The following is a 25,867-nucleotide window of genomic DNA, read 5'->3' as shown; positions in this document are numbered from 1 at the left end:
ATACACTAATATCTGTCACCTACAGCAAATGTAAATATACCTTTTCTGTTGCCGGCACCTACGTGAGTTATAGGATAACCATAATCAAATCTTATTGGACCTAACATAGGAATTGGAACTATTAACCCGCTGCCGACAGAAATTCCATAACCGGGTCTATTGTATAGATCGGTTACAAAAGTTTTATGGAATAAAGTACCGGCATCAGCAAAGAAAGCTGCTCTAATATCTCTTAGAAATTTGTATTTAACTTTGTCCATATAAGGTATAGGTGTTCTGAATTCTGTTGTTGCCATCATAAAGCCTTGACCGTTTCCAATATCGCCTTCTCTAAATCCTCTTACTGAATAAGGTCCGCCAAGTCTAAAAGCAGCAAATTCAGGCAAATCTCCGACTACTTTTGAAGCAAGCTTTCCGCTTACAAGAACAGTGGATTTTTCGCCTACGGGATAATATTTTCTAACTGAACCGCTGATTTTTCCAAATGTTCCTGCATCCCCGAACAACATGAAAGATTCTTTTAATGATGTTGATGCATACCAGCCTTCAGTAGGATTGATAATACTGTTTCTCGTATCATAAACAACTCCCGGCCCTAAGGTGAGATATGTTCCACCCTGCAACTGGTCTGCTCTTTTTGATATTCTGAATGTATCAGTATATCCGCCATCTACAAACTTTTGTTTTATACCTGCTTCGTCACCTTCGGATAATTTTACTTTTTCAACGCCCAAAGAAATGCTGCCAGCTAAATTTGGAACTTTTTTTATAGGTCTTGCAATCTCTGCTTCTCCCCCAAATCTTTTTTCTATGCCCAGCGGAACTTGATAGCTTGCCAGATCTCTTGCAAAAGCTGTTAATCGCAATGAATTAAGAGTATTTTTTAATCTCGGTTCTACAAAATTGGCTTCAAATTGAAGAGGAGCTTTATCAACAACGGAAGAATCATTAAAAATTACTCCGCTTCCCATAGTAAAATTAGTATTTAATTCCTGACCTAATCCTCTAAAGTTGTTATCTGCATAACCTACAGAACCAAAAAAGCCTGTTTCAGTATCAACACCGCCACCTAATGAAATCGAGCCCGTTCTTTTTTCGTCAACTTCAATGGTAATTTTATATTTATCAGGATCTTCGGCAGATGCGGAAATAACTCTTCGAACATCAGAAAAAGCCTGAGTCCCAAATAATCTTGCTAAATCCTGTTTTAGGATATTTTCGTTATAAACTTCTCCCGGAGTTATCGTTAAATTTCTTTTAATTACAAAATCTTTTGTTTTAGTATTTCCGGAAATATTAATTTCCTGAATTTTGCCTTCATTCAGTTGAATATTTATTACACCATCAGGATCATCGGAAATTTTCTGTACTTTTGCAAGAATATAACCTTTGCTTGCATATAAATTTTCTATATCTTTAATAGAATTGTTTAATTCGGTAATATTTTGAGGCAAACCTTCTTGACTGCTGAGCAGTTTTAGAATTTCTTCATTCGAAACAACATTATTACCTGTAACATTGAACCCTGTAACAGGAATATTTTCTTCAACCTGAATATGTAAAGTGATTCCATCATTGGTTTGTTGGGGAACAGCCTTTATTTTTTCGGTAAAATATCCCATTTTATAGATATTTTTTAAATCTTCCTGTATTGAATCCCTGTTAAATTTTTCTCCGGGTTTTATATTAAGTTTACTTAATATATTTTGAGTATTTACAAGGTTATTTCCGTCTATATCAATTTCTTTTATTGTAACAGCACTGTCATAAGTTTTGTTTTCAAGTGGTTTAATACTTCCTGCATCAATATTTTTTACTTCTACAGAGTGCTTTTCGTCATCTGTTGCCGGATTGTTCTTTGCAATTGAAGAATGAGAAAAAACATTCAAAAGAATAGCGGTAATCACTAAACTTGAATATATTTTTCTTTTAGTAAAATTCATCAAAAACATCCTGCCCAACTAATATTAAAGCTCCCGATCAAAATAAAAAAATATTATATTTATCATTCTATTATTAAATAAATATTTTGACCAATAAATATTTTATTTTTTTCTAACCTGAACTCGCAAAAAAACAAAATTTTTCCATAAATATTTAAAGAAAAATAATCTCCAGAAATTAAATATTTATGAGTTTTAAATTTTAAGCAATTATTCCATATATTTTGTTTTTATATATATAGGTATGGTTATGACGGGAGAGAGAATTTTATGGGAAACAATGTGAATTTAGCTAAACTGCCTGTTTTGTTCAAAAAAGTAGAACAAAATTATAATAATACTCATAAAAACAAAGTAACTGTAGATAAGGATATTAGTACTACAGGTATGGTTTTTGGACATCTTATGCCTTATGATGTTTTAGAGTCAGGGTATAGAACTCATAAAGAAAATAAATTAATGGAAGATGTAAGAAAACTTTCATCTATAAAAGCAAAAAGCGGAAAAAAAGTAGAACCGCAGGATATATACAAAATTTCTCTTGAACTAAATAAAGGAGATAGAGTTAAGGCTTTAATTACAGCGCAGGATGCTTTGAAAATGACAGGTAGGGCAAGAGAAATCGGTTCTGTTTATGATGATAAAGTAGGAATTGAAAAACTTGTTGGCGAAAAATTTTTCAATAATTATGTAAAAAAGCATGACGGTGAATTTAATGAAAGTATGGCTGATAAAATGGGTGAGGCATATTTGGCAAGTATATTAACTCCAATTAAAGATAATAAAGATTTTGCAGGCAAGTATTATCACATGTTCGGTACAGCTGCTGCAGGCACAACAGGAAAATTTGGCGAATTTGCAACTAATTTTCATGGGAAATTTATTGTACCAATGAGAGAACTTTTTGGTTTTAGTAAAGCAAATAGTGAAAATAACTATATTAATGAAAAATTGCCTTGTGATGAAGCAGGACTTGCTATTTCAAAAGAGCTCAATAAATAATATTTGGCTAAATCCAGATTATTCTTCGAGCATATCAACTCTTCTCTGGTGGCGACCGCCTTCAAATTCAGTTTCTATCCAGATTTTTACAATTTCGCAAGCGACATCAGCACCAATAACCCTGCCGCCCATAGTTAAAACATTTGCATTGTTATGAAGTCTGCTCATTTTTGCGCAATATGTGTCGTGACAGGTTACAGCCCTGACACCTTTGACTTTGTTTGCCGCTATTGCAACCCCTAAACCGGAGCCGCAAACAAGTATTCCTTTATCAAATTCTTTACAGGCAACTTTTTTGGCGACTTCTTTTGCAATAATCGGGTAATCTATGGAATTTCCGTCATGTGTCCCAAAATCTTTATATTCGTAGCCATGTTTTTCAATATATAATTTAACGATTTCTTTTAATTCATATCCGCCATGGTCTGATCCGATTGCTATTTTTGGTTTTTCCATTATATTTTTACCTCTACTGCTCCCTGTCTTAAAACTTTAATAATTCCTGATTCGTCTATAGAAATAACCGTTGACTCTTTCCCCTTCGAGATGAAGCCAAAATCATCAAGAATGAAATCAATTTTATCACCAATTGAGTTTATTACTTCTGTTTTTGTGGATACGGCGCCCATCTCAGAAATATTCGCGCTTGTTGTGGCGATAACACCTTTATATGTGCATTTTTCCAGCATTTCAATAAAAACAGGGCAGTCAGGAATTCTTATCCCTACGGTATTAAAGCCGGCAGTAATATAATCAGAGGTAAGAGGGCTTTTTTTAACAACAAGAGTTAACGCTCCGGGAAAATATTTTTCTGTAATTTTTTTTGCTGTTTCGGGCAATTTTTCTATGTACGGTAGAAGACTTTCAAGGTTTTTACCCAGTAGAATCAAGGGTTTTCCTGCATCTCTTGATTTTATTGAATAAATTTTTTCTACTGCTTTTATATTTTCAGGCAGGCAGCCTATTCCCCACACGGTATCGGTTGGAAATGCAATTACTCCGTCATTTTCAAATATGGATTCTATGTTTTCAGCTTCTTTATCGGATAAATAAGTCATATTTATAAACTCTTAAACTCTTAAATGTTTAATTATTAATAATTATTTGTCGGATTGCAAAAACAATTTTATTGACAATTATTATTGATTTGTAATATTAATTTTAGGCGAAACAGAAAAATTTTTATATAATTTCATAAAAATTGGGGCGTTAGCGCAGTTGGTAGCGCATCACACTGGCAGTGTGGGGGTCAGGAGTTCGAATCTCCTACGCTCCATATCTTTTTCAAAGCAGGGGAGAGAAGCCCCTTTTTTGTTGCCAAATTTCCCGCACCCACGGCGATTTCTGCCAGTTGTAAAATTAAAGAGAATTCATATAAGAGAGATTTCGTGTAAATTTTGTGTAAAGTTATGCAAAATTCTCTTTTTACTTTTTCACTAGCCCCCGTTTTATTTTAAGCAAAGAAAAAAGCTGCCGGTTTTAGCAGCAACTTCAAAAATAAAATGATGTTTTAGATATTCAATAATCTTCTTTGTTCAGTCCAATCAAACGTATTAATCTTAAAAAGTTTCTGAATACTCATCTCCGGTGGCTGAGTACCGTTTAAAATCTTTTCTGTAATATCAGGAGCGAGAAATCTTAAACGTAAAACATCTTTAATGTAAGTGTTATCATTTAAATTTTCCATTTTTTGTATATCTTTACTGCTTACCGCTTCGCCGGATAGTAAAAGATTATTCCAGTAATGACTTTTGGCTATAGCTTTAATTAAATGAGGGTTAATATTAACATCCTGTTTTTGCGAATCCGTGATTATTATTATGCCGCCATTTTTAGAAGTCTGTGACAGCCGTAAAGCTTTTGTAATAAAAATTGGCTCAGTAGTATCTTTTTTAATTTCTTCAGGCAGTATTGTATTAGAATTTACCGAATGTAGTGCTTTTAGTAATTGCTCCTTGCAAAAAGTAATCTCTATTTTTTCTTTATACAAAACTATTTTGCTTAAGATTGTCCTGATAAAAGCATTATTAAACCCGGTTTTAATATCATGCTGCAAGCTTTTTATTGATAACATCAGTTCTTTTTGCTTATGAATATCGTAATCTTCAATGTATTGATGAATATTTTTTGTATTAAATAAAAATGTTTTAATTTCTTCAGTAACAACTTTTTCAATTTCACCTGCGGGAATTTTCGATACAGAACCTGCTTCATTCTTTCTGGCTTGAATTATTGCTTGACTGACATAGTATCTGTACTTTCTGTTTCTTGTATTACTATGGCTTGGAGTCATTCTGTTTCCTGCATCATCAAACAGCTTTCCGGCAAGGAATGAAGGTGTTTTAGCATTTATTGAATTTTTTCTGTCAATTCTGTTTTGTGATAATATTTGTTGAACTTTTTCAAAAACATCCTTCTCAATTATAGCTTGATGTTCACCGTCATATACTTTGTCTTTGTGTGTAATTAAACCGACATAAATTTTATTTTGCAGAATATGATATAAGGCTCCTTTTGTAAAAAATATATTATTTTTAGTTTTTATATTATTTTCTTTCAGGTAACCGGTTAAATCCGGCACACTTTTTAATTCAAGATATTTTTCAAAAATTATTTTTATTTTATTCATATGCTCAACATCCGGTAAAAGCTTTTTCTCTTTTAATTCATATCCGATGGGCGGCTTTCCGCTCATCCACATACCTTTTTTCTTTGATGCGGCAATTTTATCTCTTATTCTTTCGCCTGTAACTTCCCTTTCAAATTGAGCAAAAGACAGAAGAATATTAAGTGTTAATCGCCCCATACTGGTTGTGGTATTGAACTGCTGTGTTATTGAAACAAATGAAACTGCTTTTTTATCAAATAATTCAACAATTTTGGAAAAATCCATAAGGGAACGAGTAAGCCTGTCAATTTTATAAACGACTATAGTATCAATTTCGCCGGCTTCAATATCTTGAAACAGTTCTTTAAGCGCAGGTCTTTCTAAAGTGCCTCCTGAAAATCCGCCATCATTATATTGTTTTTCGACAAGAACCCAGCCTTCGTGTTGCTGAGACTTAATATATGATTCGCAGGCTTCTCTTTGGGCATCAAGAGAATTGAAATCCTGATCAAGACCTTCTTCCGAAGATTTTCTTGTATAAATGGCACACCTGATTATTTTTTTACCTGCAATGCTCATGCGCTTTTTACTCCAAAAAAGATTTTACCGTTCCATCTTGTGCCGGTTATTTCATTTGCTATGGCTGATAAGCTTTTATAAAATTTATCTTTATACTTAAAACCTTTATCAAGAGCTATAACTTCGTGTTTCTCGCCTTTATACTCCCTTATGAGCTTTGTACCCGATTTGATCTCAAAAACAGAACTTTGTCGACAGGTTTCTTTCACGTCATTTTCATTAACATCTTGCTTTTTAGCGAGTTTCTCCGCAAGTTTATCAAGCTGCTTTTTTGTCTGTGCCGAATAACCGCCTTGTTTTTTTGCCTGAAGTTCCCACACAATATGCTTTATCAGGAATTCTTTTCTTGCATGTTGAGGGGAATTTGTTTTAAACAATTTTTTCCATTTTTGGATTAATTCTTGTCTTGGCAGACTTTGCAGTTCTTCGATGGTTTCTGTCATGTCTGTAATCCTTTCTATACTTAAGTACAGACACATTAATCACTCTTTCTGTCTCTGAAATCAAGCATTTAAGAAGCTTATTGTCTGGTTTGTTTCTGAGAGAAGACAATTTAATTTGCCGGTCATAAAAAAATCCTTATGCGTATAACAGTTGTATGTTAGTTTGCATAAGGAGATTGGGGTTGTATTATGTCGGTATGCTAAGACTACATTCTGTCTAAGCTAAGAGCCGGTCCGGACTTTTCAACTTCGAATGCGGACAATTTCAATATTAAAAACTCCACTTTCGGCTCCATTTTTTGACTTATCCACTCAAGCATACATTGCAGTCTCTCATCAATCTCTGTCAGTACCCAAACCGCTAATGATGCGTCGTTGAAAGCCACGGTATCAAGAAATTTTTTGAGATCATCGTTGGTGATTTTTTTATCAAGATTTATACTAACTACCAATAAGTCTCGAGAATTTCTTATTTTTCCGTAAATATCAGGCCGTATAAACTCCGGGACATCATCAAGATATTTAGGTTCTTTGATTTCAGAATTAATGAGTTTCTCTAACTTGTAAATGTTTTTTAAAAGCCAATTTCTGGCATCTTCTTGGCTTCTAAAGCATCTACAAGGGTCAAATTCGCGAATTGTAATTTCTTTCATAATTTGCATCCTTTTCTTTTTTTTTGTAAAAATAATCTGTAAATTTGTTTTTTCGCGCATAACCTCCTGTTTATTAAGATTTTGTAACTCTGAACCATACAATTGGCTACATTAAATCCCAGTCCGGTTCTGTATAAAAACCGTCCATAAGCCGATCCGTTTCAGTTTTAGCTCTGGGTTTTGAGAGATAGTCATGTTCAGAAAAAGCATATACTTTTTCATTCAACGCTTGACTTAGAGCATCGCACTGGTCGTCATGTTTTGATTTTGGAAATCTGAGCAATTCCTGCTCAAAATCCAACCACCAGTCAGGTTTATATTCAGGGAACAAGCAATTTCCGTTTTCTAATAAATTTGAAACTGAGATTAACCTTGTTTCTTTGTCATACTCGGGCTTTATGCCTTTTGGGTATATCTTGTAATCCTGCCTTAATGTCTGGATTAAGCTTGTGCCGGATGCCTGATCTTCAATCAGTACTTCTATTCGGTGTTTGTATTTTTCTTTGGCATCATTATGTTTTTGTGCAATTTTTTTGATCAGGAATGGAAACTCCAGCTTTTCCCTATAGACATCCAGCACATAATTTTTGTCATTTCTGTCCCTGAGCATAGTTATACAAACGGAATAATCGTTGTGTTGCTCAATCTTACTGGCTGTATCCCATGACTGGATGATGCAATTAATCTTAATTTCTTCATTTTCAATAGCCTTAAATAGTGCTTCCTTGTTGTAAAACTGAAGCCATTTCTTTTTAATCACACCTCCTTCCCTTGGTGCTGGGTTTTGCTGGTATTGCCCGGCGAAGTTATACTCGCCCATATACTCTTTTGCCTGATATAACTTTGCTAAATCTTCCCTTGCGGGATGCAGAGCTTCGTTTTTCTTTCTGGGAAACCATTTTTCTAAACCTGTAACTCTGTCTATAGCCCACCAACATTCATCAACTTCACCTATAGCGGATATTTTAATATGTTTAAAACTCGGGTCCGTATTGAGTAGATAACCTGAGAGGTCTTCTTCGTGAAGTCTTTGCATTACAACAATAATTTTGCCCTCTTTCTTGTTATTAAGCCTTGAATAAAGTGTGCTTCCATACCAATCATTTGTTTTATCCCTTAATAAATCTGAGAATGCATCCATCGGTTTCATTGGATCATCGATAATGATGTAATCTGCACCCCTACCCGTAAGTGTTCCGTTAATGGAAGTTGCGTATCGACCCCCGCCTTTTGTGGTTTCAAAATCGTTTATGGATTTTTTTGATAATCTAGTATTTGGAAAAAGTTCCTTGTACCAATGGCTTTCCATAACTTTTTTGCAATCAAGTGCAAGTTTTGAAGCCAATTCATCGGCGTAGCTGACTACAATAATACTTGCCTTGGGATTATGTCCCAGAATGAAAGCAGGGAATGCGATAGAGCAGATAATAGATTTCATATAGCGAGGCGGGATGTTAATTATCAGCCGATTTGCATAATTTTCCTGAACATCCATAAGTTCATGACAAATTACATCAATATGCCAGTTATCAAGATAAGTTGCGTTCGGGGAAACTTCCTTAAACACCTTTTCTACAAAGGATTTGAAGTTTATTCTAAGGAGAGAATTTAACAGTGCTTTTTTGTCGTTAATCATGTGTTTTAACCTCCTCTATGCCGTCAAAATCCGACACATTTTTTAAGTAATTGGTGATAATTTCTCTGTCATCCTGGCTAATGGATGCCAGAATCTTGTTTTTATCTTCTTCCTTAACATCCGCCATAAGCATATGTGGCAACAGGGAATTTATGGCTTTGACATCACCTTTAACAGCCTTATTCACAAGCTGCATAATCATTGCAAGTTTTTTGGAGATTCTTAAATCCCTGCCGTTTTCCTTTATGCTGATTTTTTGGTCCAGAACTTCCGTCAGCATATTGTATGTGTTTCTGTGGTCTTTAGGTCTGCCTTTTCTGTTACCGGAAAGACCGGGTATAAATTGGGAATCCTTTGGAGGTTTTTTGTATCCGACTTCATATTTTTCAGGATTTTGTGGATTTTCGGATTTTTTAGTTTTCTTTGGCATTTTTCTTTTCCTCCAATAATTCCCTGTAAGTTTTACCTGAAAATAAATTTATGGCAGAAGCTCCGGTTAATTCTTGCCATCTTCTGATTGTTGTATCAATATACAGGGGTTCAAGTTCGATGCCGTAGCAAACCCTGCCTGATTTTTCAGCAGCTATTAATGTTGTTCCTGAACCTAAAAAAGCATCCAGGACGATATCACCCCTGTTTGTGACGTCCAGAATGGCATCTTTTACCATTTCAACGGGTTTTACTGTCGGGTGAAATTTGAGGTTGTTTTTGTCGCTGCCGAAAGAATTTGCCCCGGGATAATCCCAAACATTTGTCCTGTATCTGCCATGGGAACCAAGTTCAATATTATTAATATGTGATTCTTTTCCGTTTTTAAAGATAAAAATCAGCTCATGCTTTGACCTGTATAAAGATCCCATTCCGCCGTTATCTTTATTCCAGACACAGAGATTTTTAAATTCATCATAAACGCTCCCGGCATTAATTATTTCTTTGATATGCCGCCAGTCCATACAGATATAGTGAAGCGATCCGTCTGTTGAGAATTCTTTAAGCAAGTTAAAGCTTACAGAGAGAAAATTTTGGAATTCTTCCTCTGACATCTCCCCTGATGCCATAGAAAATTCCTTGTGCTTAATTTTACCCAGACCGCATACATGTCCATCGACCTTGACATTATACGGCGGGTCGGTGAATATCATAGCGGCTTTTTCGTCTTGTAATAAAAGCTCAAATACAGCCTTATCCAATGAATTTCCGCAAATAATTTTGTGTTTACCTAATTGCCAGATGTCGCCAAGTTGTGAAACTATTTCGTTTTCAGGAATAAAAGGAACGGCATTAGCTTTTTCATCAAGCTTCACCTCTTTATTTGTAAGCGTATCATCAAGCATAACGTCTATATCAGCAGTATCAAACCCTGTGATATCAAGATTAAAATCAAGTTCAAGATTGCTCAAGTCTTCAAACTCGATTTTTAACAGGTCAAAATCCCACTCGCCGTTTTCTGTAAGTTTGTTGTCGGCAATTCGATAAGCTTTTTTCTGGGCATCGGAGAGATGTGAGAGTTTAATCACAGGAATTTGCGGCATGTTCAGGTGATTGGCAGCCAATAATCGTCCGTGTCCTGCAATAATCACATTGTTTTCATCAACCAGAATGGGATTGTTGAACCTGAACTCGGAGATGGAATTCACTATCTGCTGAATTTGCTTGTTTTTGTGAATTTTGGGGTTCGATTTGTAGGGTTTAATTTCTGATGGGTTGATATAATCTACAGTTAGCTTCATAGTATTAATTACCTTTTTTTCGTAACTAATACCTTTGTTCCCGATTAGGCATAGGAAATCGCTTACTATAGTTTAAACTTTAGTATAGAGTTTGTGATAAATCCTCACTGTTTGGCACAAAATACAAATATATTGCCTGTGGTATATTATTTGCACGCAATTTATATTGAACACTTTGAGCCCAGTTTTTAACAGTTTGTTCACTGCAAAACATTTTTTCTGCAATTTTAGCGTAATTTTTAATGCCTTCTTTAGCATATAGAACAAGAAATCTTTCTTCATCTTCGGTTAATTTTACTTTAGGCTTGTTAAAAGTTAGTTTCTGTTGAGGTTTTTCCTGTACATGTAATCTATTTACTTTAATTTGCAGGGTATTTCCGCCTATAAAATCAGACTTAAGGGATTTATCTATAAGCAATTTGCCTGTAAAGCCCATTTCAATAAAGTTGTCAGATATTTCTAAAAACTCCTTATTTTGTTCTGTCTTGCTTACCGGCGTTTTACTTTCGTCTTCGTATAATACTTGAGTTCTTACCGATTCCAGAATTTTTTGTAATATTTCTCTTTTCTCTTCAATACAAAAATTATTCAAGCTTTGATCACATGAAAGAGATACAATTATTGGGTAATGACCCATATATTTTTCTTTATCTACCGTTAACGGCACAAATTCAACGGTTAATTTACCGGATAATGTTTGAATCAGAGCTTTTCTATTATTAAGTTTGTTGAAATGGAATGGAAAATGTATTTTATGATGGGTAAGTTCAATAATCCTTTTTGATTTTTCGTAGCGATTATATATATGTCCTACTTCATCCAGAATTTTCTCTGAATTTATCAAGTATTTGTAGTTTTCACCTTGCTTAAAGGCTACTGTGTCCCTGGAAAGGGCATCAAGCAGGAAAACATTATGAATATAGACAAAAACAGAGGTTAGCTTTTTGTTGAAAGTTTCTTCATCTTTAACATGGCTTTCGTTTACTATAAAATCTACCCGGTTCAAATTTTTATCAATATTCACATTATAATGCAGCTCATATCCGGGATCTTCCCAGTTAATATCACTATCGGGGCTGGCAAAAATGAATTCAAAGAAACTTTCAATAGAGGCACCGACAAATGTTTTGTACGCATAGTAACAAGTATCAGGGTTTTCGGCTATCCTGTCTTTAACTTTCTCGACAAATTTCTTGGCTTCCTTAAGTTTTTCTCCCATAGCCAAAATATGATTATTTTCTGCTGGCATATAATTTGATGTTGAAGTAGTGTTCTGTGAATCAGTATGCATATTTTTAAATTTCCCTGTTTAAAATGTTTGTTAATAATCTTTTGTAACCGAAATTGTATTAAATACTTTATCTTTTCTGAAGAAATTTTGTTTAAATTTGCAAACTAAATTGTTAATTAAGTTTTAAATCTTATACTACAATAATAGTATATTTTGAATTAAAAAACATTGATCCAGGGGTTAACCTAGTGATGTTTTTCTTACTATTACTGGCAAAAATGACATTATAAATGGTATATCGTACAATTAATAAGGAATTAAACGTATATTTTATCTTTAATTATTTAAAAACAACAAAAATTTTAAATAAATAGCTTTAAGAAATTTTATAATGGATTAAATACCATCAAGCAATTCAATTAATTTTTTACGCTCGTTGCTTCCGTCAGTTCTAAACCTCAATAAAGGCAAACCATATTTATTAAGAATTTCATTTTTCATCGCATCACGCTCTGACTGTCTTGTTCCTTCAGCGTGGTATTTTGCACCGTCCACCTCGATTATTAAGCGTGGCGATTTATCTATTGTGTCGAAAATAAGAAAATCCACATGCGTCCAATCATTCATCGCATATTTCTTTTCTGGCGGAGTCATCAGGTTCGTGTCACGAATTAACATTTTTAACGGGACGTGAACTGAAACGCCAAAATTGTTAAGACCTTTATCTTTCAATACATCTTCAATAAGTGCATACATCAAGTTTTCGCTGTCATATATCGATATACGATTGCGATTTGCTAGGAATTTTCTTCTGCATTCAGCATAACTACCGTAGAGATAGTCGAAAACTGAATATACATTACTATCAATAACTGAGAAATTATTGTACTCGATATATCGAACAAGATCGCCTATATTTGTATCTTGCAGTGAATCATTATCGTTTACGACAACAATTAATTGTTCTATCGCACGTGACACCGCAACGTTTAATCGGTTTGCATTATCGGCAAACTCGGAAATCTGGTTATCAACTGTTGAAAGAATAATAACTTTGTTTTCCTGCCCTTGAAATTTGTCAACTGTATCTGCTTTGACTTGCATTCCTTCAAACGCTTTTTGAAGGGCACTTGTTTGATTGCGGTACGGAGTGACTACACCAAGAGAGCCATCTATCGTATTTAATTTCTGTTGAGGAATAATTTCCTCCTTTATAACATCAATCTGCCGTTGGTTAACTCTTTCTCGTGCGTGATTGCCTTCTATAGTTTTGTATAAAATCAGAGGTTCACGTTCAGTCTCATATTCTGTCAACACAATAAGCTGATTATCATAGAATTTTTTATTACAGAATTCAATTATCTTTGGGTGGCAGCGATAATGTTCACGAAGAAGGGTTTTTGGTGCATTAGGAAACATAGTTGTCATCGCGGATAACAAGCTGTGGTTCTTATAGCGGTATACCTCGGGCAAGTCATATTTTGAAAAAATAGCATCTGTAGCATTCGATGCTTTTGTATCTACTACGTTTGGAAGCTGTTTCAAATCTCCTACAACAACGGTTTTTCTCGCACATGATAAAGCCAGTGCTCCTGTACACAAATCAACTTGTGAAGATTCATCAATAATGACATAATCATACATTACGCTTTTAGATAAGCTACTGCGAAGCGAGTATGTCGTACTTAAAATTACAGGATAGTCTTTAATAAATCCTTCAGAATTTCTCCGAAGGTCAACAAGCTCATAAACCTTGCGGTCTTTTTCAGAATACTGCTCGGCAAGCTTTGCACGCAAAAGTTGTGCAGAAATTTCAGAATACTCACGCATTTTTACATTGAAGTCGAATAAGTCAAGTTCATTAGTCAGCATTGAAATCCGTTTATTTAATTCAGATAGTTTAAGCTTATAAAATCGCTGTTGAAATACTGCTATAAGATACTGATATGAATACTTTTCAAGTAATTTATGGATTAGCGGTTTGCGTCTGTCCCCAATTTTTAAATATTCTAAGAGGCGTTTAATAAATGCAATAAATCCCTTGTTTTGCGGTATATTTTCTTGTGCTTCGCACAATAACCACATTTCAAGTGCTTTTTCAGATGTTTTAATTTTATATACAGCTTGCGGTTCTAGCTGGGGAGCAAGACTATCAAAATATTGCAAGAAGTGCTGTTCTTCTGTTTTGATTGCAGATAATTCTTGTTTTAGGGATGATAATTCATTTTGTTGAGCAAGTTTTTCTTTTAAGTTGATATAACGCAGCTTCAAATTTTGCCGCAATTTTAAAATAGCTTCAGCAGTTAATTTCCAACCGGTCATATCAGGTAACGATTTCTGTGAATTTATGAAATCTATTTTATTTGCTGTATTTCCTAAATATGCTGCAATAAAATCAACATTATATTTTTGGAGTTTATCAAGAACGTTTTTTGTTGCGGAGTTATTGCTTGAAACTACAGCAACGCTCTCATCTCTCATTACAGCGTTCGCAATTATATTTAGAATAGTTTGAGTCTTGCCCGTTCCAGGCGGACCTTCAATTATACTAAGTTGGTTTGTTAATGCCTTGTCAACAGCATCTTTTTGACTTGCGTTGAAACCAAACGGATATATAGTGTCTGTTATTACAACAGGTTTTTGTGATTTAATTTCTTTAAAAAATGCTCCGCAATGTGCTACTCCGGATTTATTGAGCGGGGATTCAGGGATTTTACCGCAAAGGAATGCACCAAGCATACTATCAGGTGTGACAAAGTCAATTTTTGAGTAGTTATGCGATAGAATATTTACTACTTTCCCTTTATCTATCTCAGCATTAAGTCCTATTGCAACAGCGATATCTTTAAGATAATCAAAGCAATCACGAGTCTTCTGGGCATTTAAAGCAGATTCGATTATTCGGACATTATTCAAATTATAGGTAAAAGTCTTGCCATTGGTGAATGTTACATTATATTTATTGCCGATACGCTTAAAAGCCTGAACGCTATCAGTCTTATTTTCTCCCTTGAGATATATTTCAAATTGTTTGTATTTATTCAGCACACCTTATTTCTCAAAAATTAATAAGTGAAGTTTATTGTATTATTCTCCGAACTTGTAAGATTTTCTTACAGGTTGCTTTACGTTCCAAACGCATTTTAAGCCTTTTGGGAAAACAACAAAATCACCTGCTCCAAAACTTACGGTTTCTTCATCGGTTTCAACTGTAACTTGACCATCATACAAGTAGCAAGATTCTTTGTCTGAGTATTCCCAGTTGAATTTGGAAACTTCGCAAGTCCAGATTCCCCAGTTATCAAAGTTTAAAGATTTTAATTCTTCTTCAGTAAGTTTTTTAACAAGAATCTTTGACATTATATTTCTCCTTATTCAATAGTTTCAAATCCGGGTGAGGTTTGAGGCAAATTCTGATACGCAGAATTAGAATAAATTATATTTTTTATAAATTTATTTGTATAATTACCTTCTTTGTATTTTTCAAGCAGTTTATTTTCCCTTGTAACAAGCTCAGAAGGTTTTAAAACTACTTCAGGATTGTTTTTTATAAGTTCATTCCATACACCAACTTCTCTGGTTGTAGAATAAATTTCTTCATTTAATGAATCTTCTTCGTCTTGATGGACTTCTATCCGTGCTATTAAACTTGCTATAGCTTCTGCAGGCGCATCAATATGTTTTTCATTTATATAAATATACAAATAACCTTTGTTTGTCCAGCCTAATGCATCAAAATTGGCAAATTTATCTCCATACGATGATAACTCTTTAAAATATATTTGAATTGGTTTTTCTGATTTATTATTTCCACGGAGTGAACTAATTACACTTGAATATTTAGAGTTATTTAGTAAATCTAAAGCCTGCCCTATTAACTTATCATTTGAAATTATGCCATATTCTTTTTTAAAATATTTTGACTTTTCTTCTGACAGAACAATTTTATTTTTTCTTAAAGCCTCATAGTCTTTTGAGTTCTTCAAGTTATAGACAAAAGTGTATTCAATATCAACATTATTTTCCTTAAAGGAAGATGGAAGAGGGTCAAAAGGATTACATTTATCAATGGTTTCAAGAGCAGAACTGTCCAGCTTATTGTCACCTGATGATTCTTTTATTTTTGAATTTAAAACTTTTCCTTGTTTATCTACCTTAAATAAAACAATAACTTTTTTGCTAGAATCGCCCTTTGGTGGATGCCAGTTAGCTTTTATCTTCTCTTGTAGGTTTAGCATATAAGGTTCAAAATCTGTATCATTTTCATTAGTGGTTTGATTTTCTGTATTCTCAGGTTTTCTAATATTAAACCAAATAAATTTACCTGATTTATCTATATAACCGTATTTATTTCCGATTTCTGCTCTTGCAAGACCATTTTTAAATGGTTCGGCGTAGTCAAATATTGGTTTAATAACAATATTTCCTGATTTATCAGTATAGCCATATTTATCATTTAAGTATTCACAAACAAGTCCTTCAGAAAAGTCTTTTTGTGCTTCAATTGGTGGATTTTTAATAATTTCACCATTTTTATCAATATAAACTTCATTTTTTCCCATTCTTACAAAAGCAAAACCATTATAAAAAGAACCTATTGGTATAAAATCTTCACTTCCAAAGTCTTCAGGGAAATATGCTTTTGTTTTTATTACTAATTTGCCTTGCTTATTGATATATCCATATCCACCTTTGTATTCCACAGGCAGTAGTCCTTCTGAAAACTCTATGCATACACCATCAACCATATTGAAATACCCAAGTTTTTGAGGGTCTAAAATCAATTTGCCTGTTCTATCTATATATCCACAAGCTGCATCACTTGACTGAACAGCAACAATTCCATCTTTGAAATCATAAATATAAGGACCTAACTCTTTAGGCTTTATAACATATTTTCCTTGTTTATCTATATAACCAACTATTTGAGTTACTATGTTGTAGTTATATTTTTCATAACCTGCAGCAGCAAGTCCTTCATGAAAGTCATTAGCAATATGAAATTTAGGTTTAATAATAAATCTGCCTATATTATCAATATAGCCCCAAAGTGTTCCAATCTTAACAGAGGCTAAGCCTTCTGAAAAATCATTTGCTACATCGAATTTTGGTTTAAGAACAACTTTACCTTCTTTATTAATATAGCCATATTTTCCGTCTACTTCTATAGGATAAAGAACACTATTGCTATCTGTTTGCGAATAAGTAACAACAGCAAGGCTAACGCAGATAATAACAGATAAAATTGCAATTATAATTTTATTTTTCATCTTCACTCACTATATTTCTTAAAAGTTATAAAAACAGCTTATAACAAAATTGTATGTATATCTACTTCATACCAGTAAAAATTGTTCCTTTTCCGTATTTATCTTCTAATTTGTCCCAAGCAGAAGTTATTTTCTCAGCTTTGAAGTTGCTTTGCACGTTAGAAAAAAGAGAAAGCTGTGTTTGTTCAGTCAAATCTTCAAAAGTGATGCCGGAACTTCTGTAAATCACATCAGGGATAAATATGTCGGCAAAGATAATTTTTACAGCTTCCATTATTTCAAATTCAAAATCTGTCGGCTGAATTAATTGTGCTTTTTTGTAATATACCTTAAAATCTTTTGTCCTAACGACTATGCTATATGCTCACCCTGTAGAAGAACGTAAATTACAAGCAGTTGAGGTATTAGCTTTTTCAGGTCAAATAAATTATAAGGTAAACGAAATTTAACATAACAATCATGAATACCTTAATTCTGGTAAGATAATTGTAATTAAGTATTAGAAGATTATTTTATGGACGATTTGACCTTACCCCAAAAACCAGAGTTACTTGATAATACAAAAAATATTGATGTGCAAAATGGAATGTCTATACTACCTCAAGATAGATTAAAGATATTTTCTTCATCACAATTTGAAGATTTTATTTATGAATGGATTCATGGATATTTGAATAATAAATATGCTGTAGCTCTTAAAGCACCCGGTTCTAATGATAAAGGGAGAGATGTCGTTGCATATTACGATGAAGATATTACTAAAAGCAAGTGGGATAATTATCAATGTAAACATTATGGACACGTTTTAAGACCCAGTGATGTTTGGATTGAATTCGGAAAACTTTGTTATTATACCTATAAAAATGAATTTTCTATTCCCGAGAATTACTATCTTATCTCTTCAATGGGAATAACACCCGGATTATTAAAATTACTTGAAAATCCTGAGAATATGAAAAATGGATTGATTGATAATTGGACAAATAATTGCAAAAACAAGATAAATGTCAGCACGGAAATCGAGTGTACAGGAACCTTACTGGAATATATTCAAGAATTTAACTTTAGTATTATTAAATATTATCCCCCATTAAAGATTATAGAGGAGCATAGCACCACTCCTTATTATGTCCCAAGATTTGGTGGAGGACTAAAACAACGTCTGAAATCAGATAACGCACCAACTGAAATACAAGATACGGAATTTAGATATATCCAGCAATTATTTGAGGCTTATAATGATTCTTCCGAGGAAGAGATAAAAGATAAAAATGATTTAGAAAAAAATATTAAATTTAAAAATCATTTTAATAGGCAGAGAGTATCTTTTTATTGTGCGGAGGCATTAAAAAAATTTTCTATGGAATCTTTAGGAATAAAGCCTTTTGAAGATTTACAAAATGAAATTCTTCACGGAATTATTGATGTTGTAGAAGATGTCCATGAGAATGGATATGAACGTTTAAAAGAGACTTTACGAGAAGCTAAAAACTTACAAATAACAAATAATCCACTCATAACCAGACTTGAATTTAGAGATAAATACGGAATTTGTCATCAATTAGCAAATGAAGACGAGAGAACCGAGATAACTTGGGTACCAAAAGATGAATAAAAATAAGCATTTACCCATTTTTAATAACTTTATGGAGATAAGTTTAAGAATAGCTATTCTTCTATCAGAACTTGATGGAAAATATTGTGATTTAAACCGTTTAACATATTATGATTATTTATTAATACATTCTGGCGATATTGAAAATGCACCTGAAAGTTTGCACCCGGAAAATCCTTTTAGAATAGGTGATGTATTAGCAAGAAGAGAGCTGATAAAAAAAGCGGTAGAGTTTTTATGCAAAAAACAATTAATAACTACTAACTTCAATGAAAATGGCATTGTTTACAGCTCTTCTTCCTTGACAAAAGTTTTTATAAATCACTTGGATTCAAGCTATTCTGAAAAAACAAAAGGGATTGCTAAATGGATTGCATCCGAGTTTCATTTATATGGAGACAAAGAGTTGAGCGAATATATAACCAATAACTTACATAAATGGGGTGGAAACTTCTCACAGGTTGGATTTAGGAGTAAATAAAAATGAATAATGGTTTTATAATTAAAAAACTGAGAGTAACAGGACCTGGTCTACCAAATGCTGAAGTTGCTTTTTCTAAAGGGTTAAATGTAATCTCAGGAGCTTCTAATACAGGCAAATCATATGTTTTTGAATGTATAAATTTTCTTCTGGGGACAGCTAAAAAGCCACGAAATGCTAAGAGAAGTACGGGTTATACTTCTGCTTTTTTAGAGATTGAAAAAAGTGATGGAACTTTTATAACTTTAAAGAGACGACTAAATGGTGGAAACTTTTCTCTTTATAATTGTAAAATTGATGATATAACATCCAATATTGAACCTAAAATCCTATTAGCAGATAATATACAGGGAAGAAAAGATACTATTTCATATTTTTTACTTAGTTTAATTGAATTTAATGATAAATTAATTAAGAAGAATATGCAGGGTGAGACTTTAAATTTTAGTTACAGAGATATAGCTCATTTAACATTAATAGATGAAACAAGAATTACTACTGAAAATTCCCCTGTGTTCTCAGGACAATATACTCTTAAAACAAAGGAAATAAATATATTAAGATTACTATTAACCGGGTTAGATGATAGTGATATTGAAAAAATTGAGAAACCAGCAATATATAAATCAAAAATTCAGGCTAAAATTGAACTAATCGAAAATCTTATAGGCGAAATTGAGTCACAAATTACAGAAAATAATAATCTAATACATAATTTAGATGCTGATATAAACCAAATAAATAATAAAATTAATCAATTAACGGCAAAAATCAGTTCAGATAGTAAATTAATCAGTGAATACATTACAAGAAAAAATAGTTTAATAAAACAAAGTCAGTTAATTAGTGATAAAAAATTGACGGTAGAAAGTTTATTGGCAAAATTTAACCTTTTAAAACAACATTATGTTGTTGATTTAGACAGATTAGAATTCATTATCGAAGGCGATATTCTTTTATCGCAATTTGAAGACATTGATTGTCCCGTATGTGGCAATTTATTTGATGAAAGCAAATTTGCTTTAATTGAATCAAACAAAACTTACAAAACGGAAGAAATTCAGAAGGCTTGTGTCGTTGAGAGGGATAAAATAAAATATCAAATGAAAGATTTAGATAACACAACTTCCCCAATGTTGAGTTATCTAAAGGAAACAAACAGTACTTTTGAGGATATTCAAAGACAAATTAATGAAATTGAATCTTATATAGAAAAAGAACTAAAACCTGTTTTTTCAGTTGAGCAGAAAGAATTACAGAGATGTATAGAATATAAAAAAATATACGATAGTTTAGAACTAAAAGAACTAAGCTTAAAAGATTTAACTACTAGAAGGAAGGAGTTGAACGATAAATTATTAGAAAAAATACCTGCAAATATTAGTAATAAGGAAATTGAAAGCAATCTTTATTACGATTTATGTATAGAAATTATAGCCTTATTAAAAGACTGGAAATATCCAAATACAGAAACAGTTCATTTTGATCCTGTTATTAATGACATAATAATATCCGGTGAGGAACGAAATGCTTTTGGTAAAGGTCATCGGTCTGTATTATTTTCTGCCTTCATAATTGGGTTAATGTTGTATACGAAGAAGAAAAAATTAAAATACTCGAATATAGTTGTTTTAGATTCACCATTAACGGCATATAAAGGTAGCGAGAAAGCAGAACAAAACGATGAACTATCTTTAGAGCTAGAGTCAGCATTTTTCGAGGGACTATCAAAATATAAAGAAAAGCAGATAATAATATTAGATAATAAAGAACCCTCAGCAACAACAAAAGACAAAATAAATTATATTAAATTTACAGGAAATAAAAATATTGGCAGAGAAGGTTTCTTTGAAAATTAATTATACTTATAAAGGCAAAGCGGACAAATAACGGACAAGATAGAAATGTATCTTTTTCTAAACAAGATTACTTTGCATACATTCTAACATAACAAAATAAGATAAATTTAGATTAGTTATTAAATAAAAATTGATCTAACCTACTAAAATTTCATTTTATTAAAACTTTCAAAACAATAGAATCTGTTACATTTTACTATCAAATTTTATAAAACTTAATAATGCAATTTTTTGTAAATTGAGATGATACAATATAGCTTTATAAAAGGAATGCTAACAATGAATAAATTTTCACGTGGCTCAGAGTGGCGAAAATGGGATTTGCATGCACATACAGCTATTGATAGAGACTGGGAAGAGAAAGTTACTACCTCTGGCATTGATGCTAAACGTGATTTTGCTAAAAAATATATTGATTTTGCAGTTGAGCAAAGATTAAGTGCTATTGCAATAACCGACCATAATTTTTGTAATAATATTGATGAATGTTTAATTCCGTATATACAGGAAGAAGCTAAAAATAAAAATATTGTCATTTTTCCAGGATTTGAAATAACCACTACAGATGGTAGTGGTATTCATTTGTTAGTAATTTTTCCAGAGAATACTGATTTAACTAGCATATATGAAATAGTTAAACAATGTTTTCCCGTTGGAACTAAACTTATTGGTTCAACGATACCAGGTTCCGCTAAATCCATTTCTGAAATTAAAGAGATTATTAATCAAGCGTGTTTAAGTAGTTTATTCATATTTGCTCATGCGGATAGTTCAAATGGAGTGTTTAATTTCAAAACAATAAATGGACAAAGAAGAATTCAAGAATGGCAAAATGAACAAGTTCAAATCACTCAGATATCAAAGCCTTTAAATGATCAAACTTGGGGTGATTTTTATAAAAGCGTTTTCAATAAAACGAATTCAGATTATGCAAGAAATATGTCATATATAATGGCTTCTGACTGTAGAAGAATAACAAAAGAAGGTATTAGTGATAGAAATTGTTTGGGTGAAAAATTTACTTGGATTAAAGCGGATTTAACTTTTGAAGGTTTGAAGCAAATAATAAGAGAACCTAATGAACGAATTTTTATTGGAGAAGAACCTCCGAAGCTTAATGATATAAAATTAAATAAAACAAAATACATAAATGAACTTGAAGTATATTCAGGAGATTCTCCAGAAAAATGGTTTGAATCCAAAATCAAATTAAACCCAGAGCTAATATCTATTATTGGTAATAAAGGAAGTGGAAAAAGTGCATTAGCAGATATTATAGGACTTCTTGGAAATAGCTATAATATAGAACATTTTTCATTTTTAAATAGTAAGAAATTTTATAAAATTATTCCCGGAAGAAGTCATAAAGCAAAATTATATTGGAAAAATCAATTTAGTGAAGAACAAAAAGCTTTAGTAGAAGAATTTTCTCTCACTAGTCAGACACAAAAAGATCAAATAGAAAGAGTTCGATATGTACCTCAAAATTATTTTGAACAAATTTGTAATTTAACGGATGAACAGGATGGATTTAAAAAAGAAATTGAAAAAGTTATTTTTAACCATTTAAAAATAGAAGAGTGTTTAGGAACAGAAAACTTTAAAGATTTAATCAAGATAAAAAAAGATTCTATAAAAAAAGAAATTTCTCGTCTTAAGTCTGAGCTAGATGAAGTTATAGACAATTATGTTAATCATGAAACTACCTTAGCAACAAGTAATATTAATTTTCATAAAAGCAAATTAGAAGAATTTATTAGACAAAATCAAGATATTGAAGCTGAAATAATAGCGTTACTTGAACCATCTAAGCCTTCTAGTGTAATAGATAATACAATACTTGTAGATATAGAAAAAGTAATTAAAGTAAAAGAATTCATTGTAGTTCAACTAAAAGACGAATTAAATGTTATTACACAACATGAGCATATTTGTAATAATGTTTTATCAAGATTAGAAACTTTTGAAGCACAATGTGAATCTTTTAAGATTGATTTAGATAATGATTTGAAAGTTATTCAAATTAATTTTACTGATATTGCTAAATTTGATATTAATAAATCACCAATAGAATGTAAAAAGCAGATATTTATTCAGAATAAAGATTTAAAACTAAATGAAATAGATAAAATAGAAAAAGAAATAGAAGTTTTAAAAAACAATAAAAAAATTGAAGAAGAAAAACTGTCTGGAGAATACAAATTATATCAAGAATATTTAAATAAAAAAACAGAATTGGAAAAACGAAAACAGGAAATATTAGGAAATCAGCAATCTCCATTTGAAATAAAAGATACATATTTTTATTATGAACATTTATGTTCGAAAGATTATATTTGCGCAATAACAAAACAAAAACTGGATTTATACAATAAAATTAAAGATTATTCAGGTCAAATTTTTGATAAATTAATAGAAATAAAAGATGTGTATCAATCATTAAGTAATGATGTTGAAAATTATATTAAAGAGTTTAAAGAAATTCCGGAAGCAAATATCGATATTTCCTTCAATACTGATATAAAAATAAACCAAGATGATTTTGAAAATAAAATAATGAGTTATATAGCTAAACGTGGAAACTTTTATGGAGAGAAGAAAGAACAAACATTTAAAACTCTTTTCTATGATACAAGCTTGGATAGCAAAGGCACTCTTTTGAAAATGTGTGATTCTTTTATTCAAGAAATTACAGATAAAAATGAACAAACTATAGCTAATTCATTAAAAATTAGTGGCTTAGAAAATTGGAAAGCTCTGTATAAATATATATTTTCACTAGATTACCTTGATGTAGGTTATGATTTAGAATTCAATCACAAAACAATTTCTCTATTATCACCAGGAGAAAGAGGTCTACTGTTATTGATTTTCTTTTTATTGGCTGATAAATCTACTGTTCCATTAATATTAGATCAACCTGAAGAAAATTTGGATAATCAAACTATTCATAATGTATTAGTACCAATGATCAAAAATGCAAAGAAAAAAAGACAAGTAATTATTGTTACACATAACCCTAACTTGGCTGTAGTCTGCGATTCAGAACAAATTATATATTCAGAATTTAGCTCAACTGATTTCCCTAAAATAAAATATATAGTTGGGTCAATTGAAAACCCTGTAATTAACGAGAAATTGGTAAATATTTTAGAGGGTACAATGCCTGCATTTAGAGCTCGTGATAATACTTATTTTAAATTTTAAAATTTAACTAAAAAAACTTGCGGCAAAAATTTTCCAAAAATTGAATCCATAAATAATTTTGTGTAAACCTCCGAAAATACGTATAGTAGAAAACGGAGGTTTTTCACATGAGAAACAAAAAGAAATCACCCTTAGTAAATGAAGAATTTATGGGATTTTAAATAATTCTTTTGATTCTGATAAAAATTAAATTTATACTTTTTGTTTGAGATGATAATTTTTTTGTAAAAAGAAATTATCATCTTTTAAATTCTTCCTTCAAAATATATCACTAATTGATTAAAAATCAAACTCCAATTCTGAAGAGGCATAGTCCATTTATCAAGTATATCAATAGATGCAAGATATAAAATCTTAAAAAGGCTTTCGTCAGTTCTGTAAGAAGTTTTAGATTTTGTAATTTTTCTTACGCCCCTGTTAAAAGCTTCTATCGGATTTGTGGTGTAAATCAGCCTCCTTACTTCAGCCGGAAATTTCATAAATGCCATAAGTTCATTCCAATTGTTGTTCCAAGACCTTACGGCATAAGGATATTTTGTTTTCCATTTTTCAGAAAATTCATCAAAAGCTTCAATTGCTGCTTCTTCATTTATTGCCTTGTAAATAGGCTTCATATCACTGCAAAATTCTTTCCTGTCTTTATGTACAACGTGTTTCGTACAATTTCTGATATGGTGCACAATACATCTTTGGATTTCTGTTCTAGGAAAAACTGCCTTAATAGCATCTTTAAATCCTGTCAGTCCGTCTATTGAGGCAATAAGAATATCTTCTACCCCTCGTTCTTTGAGGTCAGACAAAACAGACATCCAAAATTTAGAAGATTCTGCTTCTCCTATCCAAATTCCCAGAATATCTTTATGCCCGTCTGTGTTCACTCCGTAAACAATATATGCTGTTTTCTTCACGACAGAGCCGTTATCTACAACATTAAAAACCATACCGTCAAGATAAACTATAGGATAAATAGAATCGAGCGGTCTTTTTTGCCACTCTTTTGCCTTCGGGAGGATTTTATCCGTTATCTTTGATACTAAATCTTCTGAAATATCAAGCCCGTATATTTTTTGCATATGAAAATGAATGTCGGGAGTTGTCATTCCCTTGGCATACATTGAAATTATCATATCATTTATGCTCGGAGATACTTCTCTTGAGTTCTTTGGCACGATGACAGGCTCAAATTCGCCTTTTTTATCATGCGGAATATCAAGTTCCACTTTGCCGAACTCTGAGCGAACAGTCTTTTTATGATGACCGTTTCTGCTGTTGTCTGTATTTTTGTTTGCCCAATCATATCGAGAATAGCCGAGCTCTTCTTCAAGCTCATTTTCAAGGGCTTCTTGCAATACTTCTTTGAAACTTTCTTTTATGGCGCTTGCTATGCCTTCTGCATTTTTAAAATTTCCTTCTTTTAGAAATTTTCTTGCTTGTTCCTTTGTAAATAACTTTGACATTCTTTTTTCCTCCGATTACTTTTTCTCTTCTTTTTTTATCGGAGAATCAATAAAATTTCTTAAGGTCCCGAATTTATCAAAGAACGCTATCGCAGCGGTGACCTTACCCCATTTGTTCTTACAGTTAAAACTTAGTACTCCGTTAATTTAAGC

Annotated in this window: 20 protein-coding genes and 1 tRNA gene; 6 read left to right on the top strand and 15 right to left on the bottom strand. The window is 32.1% G+C overall.

All coding sequences use genetic code 11. The features are described from left to right. Positions 1-5: 5 nt before the first annotated feature. Positions 6-1,943 (bottom strand): BamA/TamA family outer membrane protein, encoded by a 1,938-nt coding sequence (locus WCG23_05470; protein MEI8389317.1) that lies wholly within the window; start codon positions 1,941-1,943, stop codon positions 6-8. A 270-nt stretch (positions 1,944-2,213) separates the two neighbouring features. Here WCG23_05470 and WCG23_05465 point away from each other — a divergent pair, with 270 nt between their 5' ends. After that, on the top strand, positions 2,214-2,945 hold the full coding sequence (locus WCG23_05465) for a hypothetical protein (GenBank protein MEI8389316.1): 732 nt from the start codon (positions 2,214-2,216) through the stop codon (positions 2,943-2,945). A gap of 18 nt (positions 2,946-2,963) precedes the next feature. On the opposite strand, the gene rpiB is transcribed toward WCG23_05465, so the two are convergent. After that, positions 2,964-3,401 carry a ribose 5-phosphate isomerase B gene (gene rpiB, locus WCG23_05460; GenBank protein ID MEI8389315.1) on the bottom strand — a complete coding sequence of 146 codons (438 nt, stop codon included), beginning with the start codon at positions 3,399-3,401 and terminating at the stop codon, positions 2,964-2,966. Further along, a complete protein-coding gene (locus WCG23_05455; protein ID MEI8389314.1) occupies positions 3,401-4,003 on the bottom strand; it encodes an L-threonylcarbamoyladenylate synthase in 603 nt (200 codons plus the stop codon). The genes rpiB and WCG23_05455 overlap by 1 nt, the downstream gene beginning before the upstream one ends. A gap of 145 nt (positions 4,004-4,148) precedes the next feature. On the opposite strand from WCG23_05455, the gene WCG23_05450 reads away from it, so the two are divergent. Next, a tRNA-Ala gene (locus tag WCG23_05450) sits at positions 4,149-4,221 on the top strand. A gap of 234 nt (positions 4,222-4,455) precedes the next feature. Here WCG23_05450 and WCG23_05445 read toward each other — a convergent pair. The 11 genes from WCG23_05445 to WCG23_05395 form a co-directional block, all read right to left on the bottom strand. Next, positions 4,456-6,132, bottom strand: a complete 1,677-nt coding sequence (locus WCG23_05445; GenBank protein ID MEI8389313.1) for a recombinase family protein — start codon at positions 6,130-6,132, stop codon at positions 4,456-4,458. Next, positions 6,129-6,575: a DUF2924 domain-containing protein gene (locus WCG23_05440; protein ID MEI8389312.1), complete on the bottom strand. Its 447-nt coding sequence runs from the start codon at positions 6,573-6,575 to the stop codon at positions 6,129-6,131. Before WCG23_05440 ends, WCG23_05445 begins: the two co-directional genes overlap by 4 nt. A gap of 206 nt (positions 6,576-6,781) precedes the next feature. Continuing rightward, a complete protein-coding gene (locus WCG23_05435; GenBank protein ID MEI8389311.1) occupies positions 6,782-7,228 on the bottom strand; it encodes a hypothetical protein in 447 nt (148 codons plus the stop codon). A 106-nt stretch (positions 7,229-7,334) separates the two neighbouring features. Then, complete coding sequence (gene terL / locus WCG23_05430) at positions 7,335-8,864, bottom strand: phage terminase large subunit (protein MEI8389310.1); 1,530 nt, start codon at positions 8,862-8,864, stop codon at positions 7,335-7,337. Further along, positions 8,857-9,294, bottom strand: coding sequence for a DUF5681 domain-containing protein (locus tag WCG23_05425; protein MEI8389309.1), 438 nt, complete (start codon positions 9,292-9,294; stop codon positions 8,857-8,859). The genes terL and WCG23_05425 overlap by 8 nt, the downstream gene beginning before the upstream one ends. Continuing rightward, the gene (locus tag WCG23_05420; GenBank protein MEI8389308.1) at positions 9,278-10,594 is read right to left on the bottom strand and encodes a DNA methyltransferase; all 1,317 of its coding nucleotides are present in this window, start codon (positions 10,592-10,594) and stop codon (positions 9,278-9,280) included. The genes WCG23_05425 and WCG23_05420 overlap by 17 nt, the downstream gene beginning before the upstream one ends. 79 nt (positions 10,595-10,673) lie before the next feature. Beyond that, a complete protein-coding gene (locus tag WCG23_05415) occupies positions 10,674-11,885 on the bottom strand; it encodes a LuxR C-terminal-related transcriptional regulator (GenBank protein ID MEI8389307.1) in 1,212 nt (403 codons plus the stop codon). Between the two features lie 336 nt (positions 11,886-12,221). Continuing rightward, positions 12,222-14,873, bottom strand: coding sequence for an AAA domain-containing protein (locus WCG23_05410; GenBank protein MEI8389306.1), 2,652 nt, complete (start codon positions 14,871-14,873; stop codon positions 12,222-12,224). Between the two features lie 39 nt (positions 14,874-14,912). Further along, positions 14,913-15,185, bottom strand: a complete 273-nt coding sequence (locus WCG23_05405; GenBank protein MEI8389305.1) for a cupin domain-containing protein — start codon at positions 15,183-15,185, stop codon at positions 14,913-14,915. A gap of 11 nt (positions 15,186-15,196) precedes the next feature. Next, positions 15,197-17,095: a TonB family protein gene (locus WCG23_05400; protein ID MEI8389304.1), complete on the bottom strand. Its 1,899-nt coding sequence runs from the start codon at positions 17,093-17,095 to the stop codon at positions 15,197-15,199. Between the two features lie 61 nt (positions 17,096-17,156). Next, entirely contained in the window at positions 17,157-17,450 is a 294-nt protein-coding gene (locus WCG23_05395) for a hypothetical protein (GenBank protein ID MEI8389303.1), read from the bottom strand. A gap of 159 nt (positions 17,451-17,609) precedes the next feature. Here WCG23_05395 and WCG23_05390 point away from each other — a divergent pair, with 159 nt between their 5' ends. From WCG23_05390 to WCG23_05375, 4 genes are all read left to right on the top strand, one after another. Continuing rightward, a complete protein-coding gene (locus WCG23_05390; GenBank protein MEI8389302.1) occupies positions 17,610-18,710 on the top strand; it encodes an ABC-three component system protein in 1,101 nt (366 codons plus the stop codon). Further along, on the top strand, positions 18,703-19,191 hold the full coding sequence (locus tag WCG23_05385; protein MEI8389301.1) for an ABC-three component system middle component 2: 489 nt from the start codon (positions 18,703-18,705) through the stop codon (positions 19,189-19,191). Before WCG23_05390 ends, WCG23_05385 begins: the two co-directional genes overlap by 8 nt. Before the next feature lie 2 nt (positions 19,192-19,193). Then, a complete protein-coding gene (locus tag WCG23_05380) occupies positions 19,194-21,050 on the top strand; it encodes an AAA family ATPase (protein ID MEI8389300.1) in 1,857 nt (618 codons plus the stop codon). 279 nt (positions 21,051-21,329) lie between these two features. Further along, positions 21,330-24,257 carry a hypothetical protein gene (locus WCG23_05375; GenBank protein ID MEI8389299.1) on the top strand — a complete coding sequence of 976 codons (2,928 nt, stop codon included), beginning with the start codon at positions 21,330-21,332 and terminating at the stop codon, positions 24,255-24,257. Between the two features lie 245 nt (positions 24,258-24,502). Here WCG23_05375 and WCG23_05370 read toward each other — a convergent pair whose 3' ends face one another. Beyond that, positions 24,503-25,714: an IS256 family transposase gene (locus WCG23_05370; GenBank protein MEI8389298.1), complete on the bottom strand. Its 1,212-nt coding sequence runs from the start codon at positions 25,712-25,714 to the stop codon at positions 24,503-24,505. Between the last annotated feature and the right edge of the window lie 153 nt (positions 25,715-25,867).

The organism is bacterium (genome assembly GCA_037147175.1).
Taxonomy (GTDB): domain Bacteria; phylum Cyanobacteriota; class Vampirovibrionia; order Gastranaerophilales; family UBA9971; genus UBA9971.
This window is presented reverse-complemented; position numbering and strand designations above follow the sequence as displayed.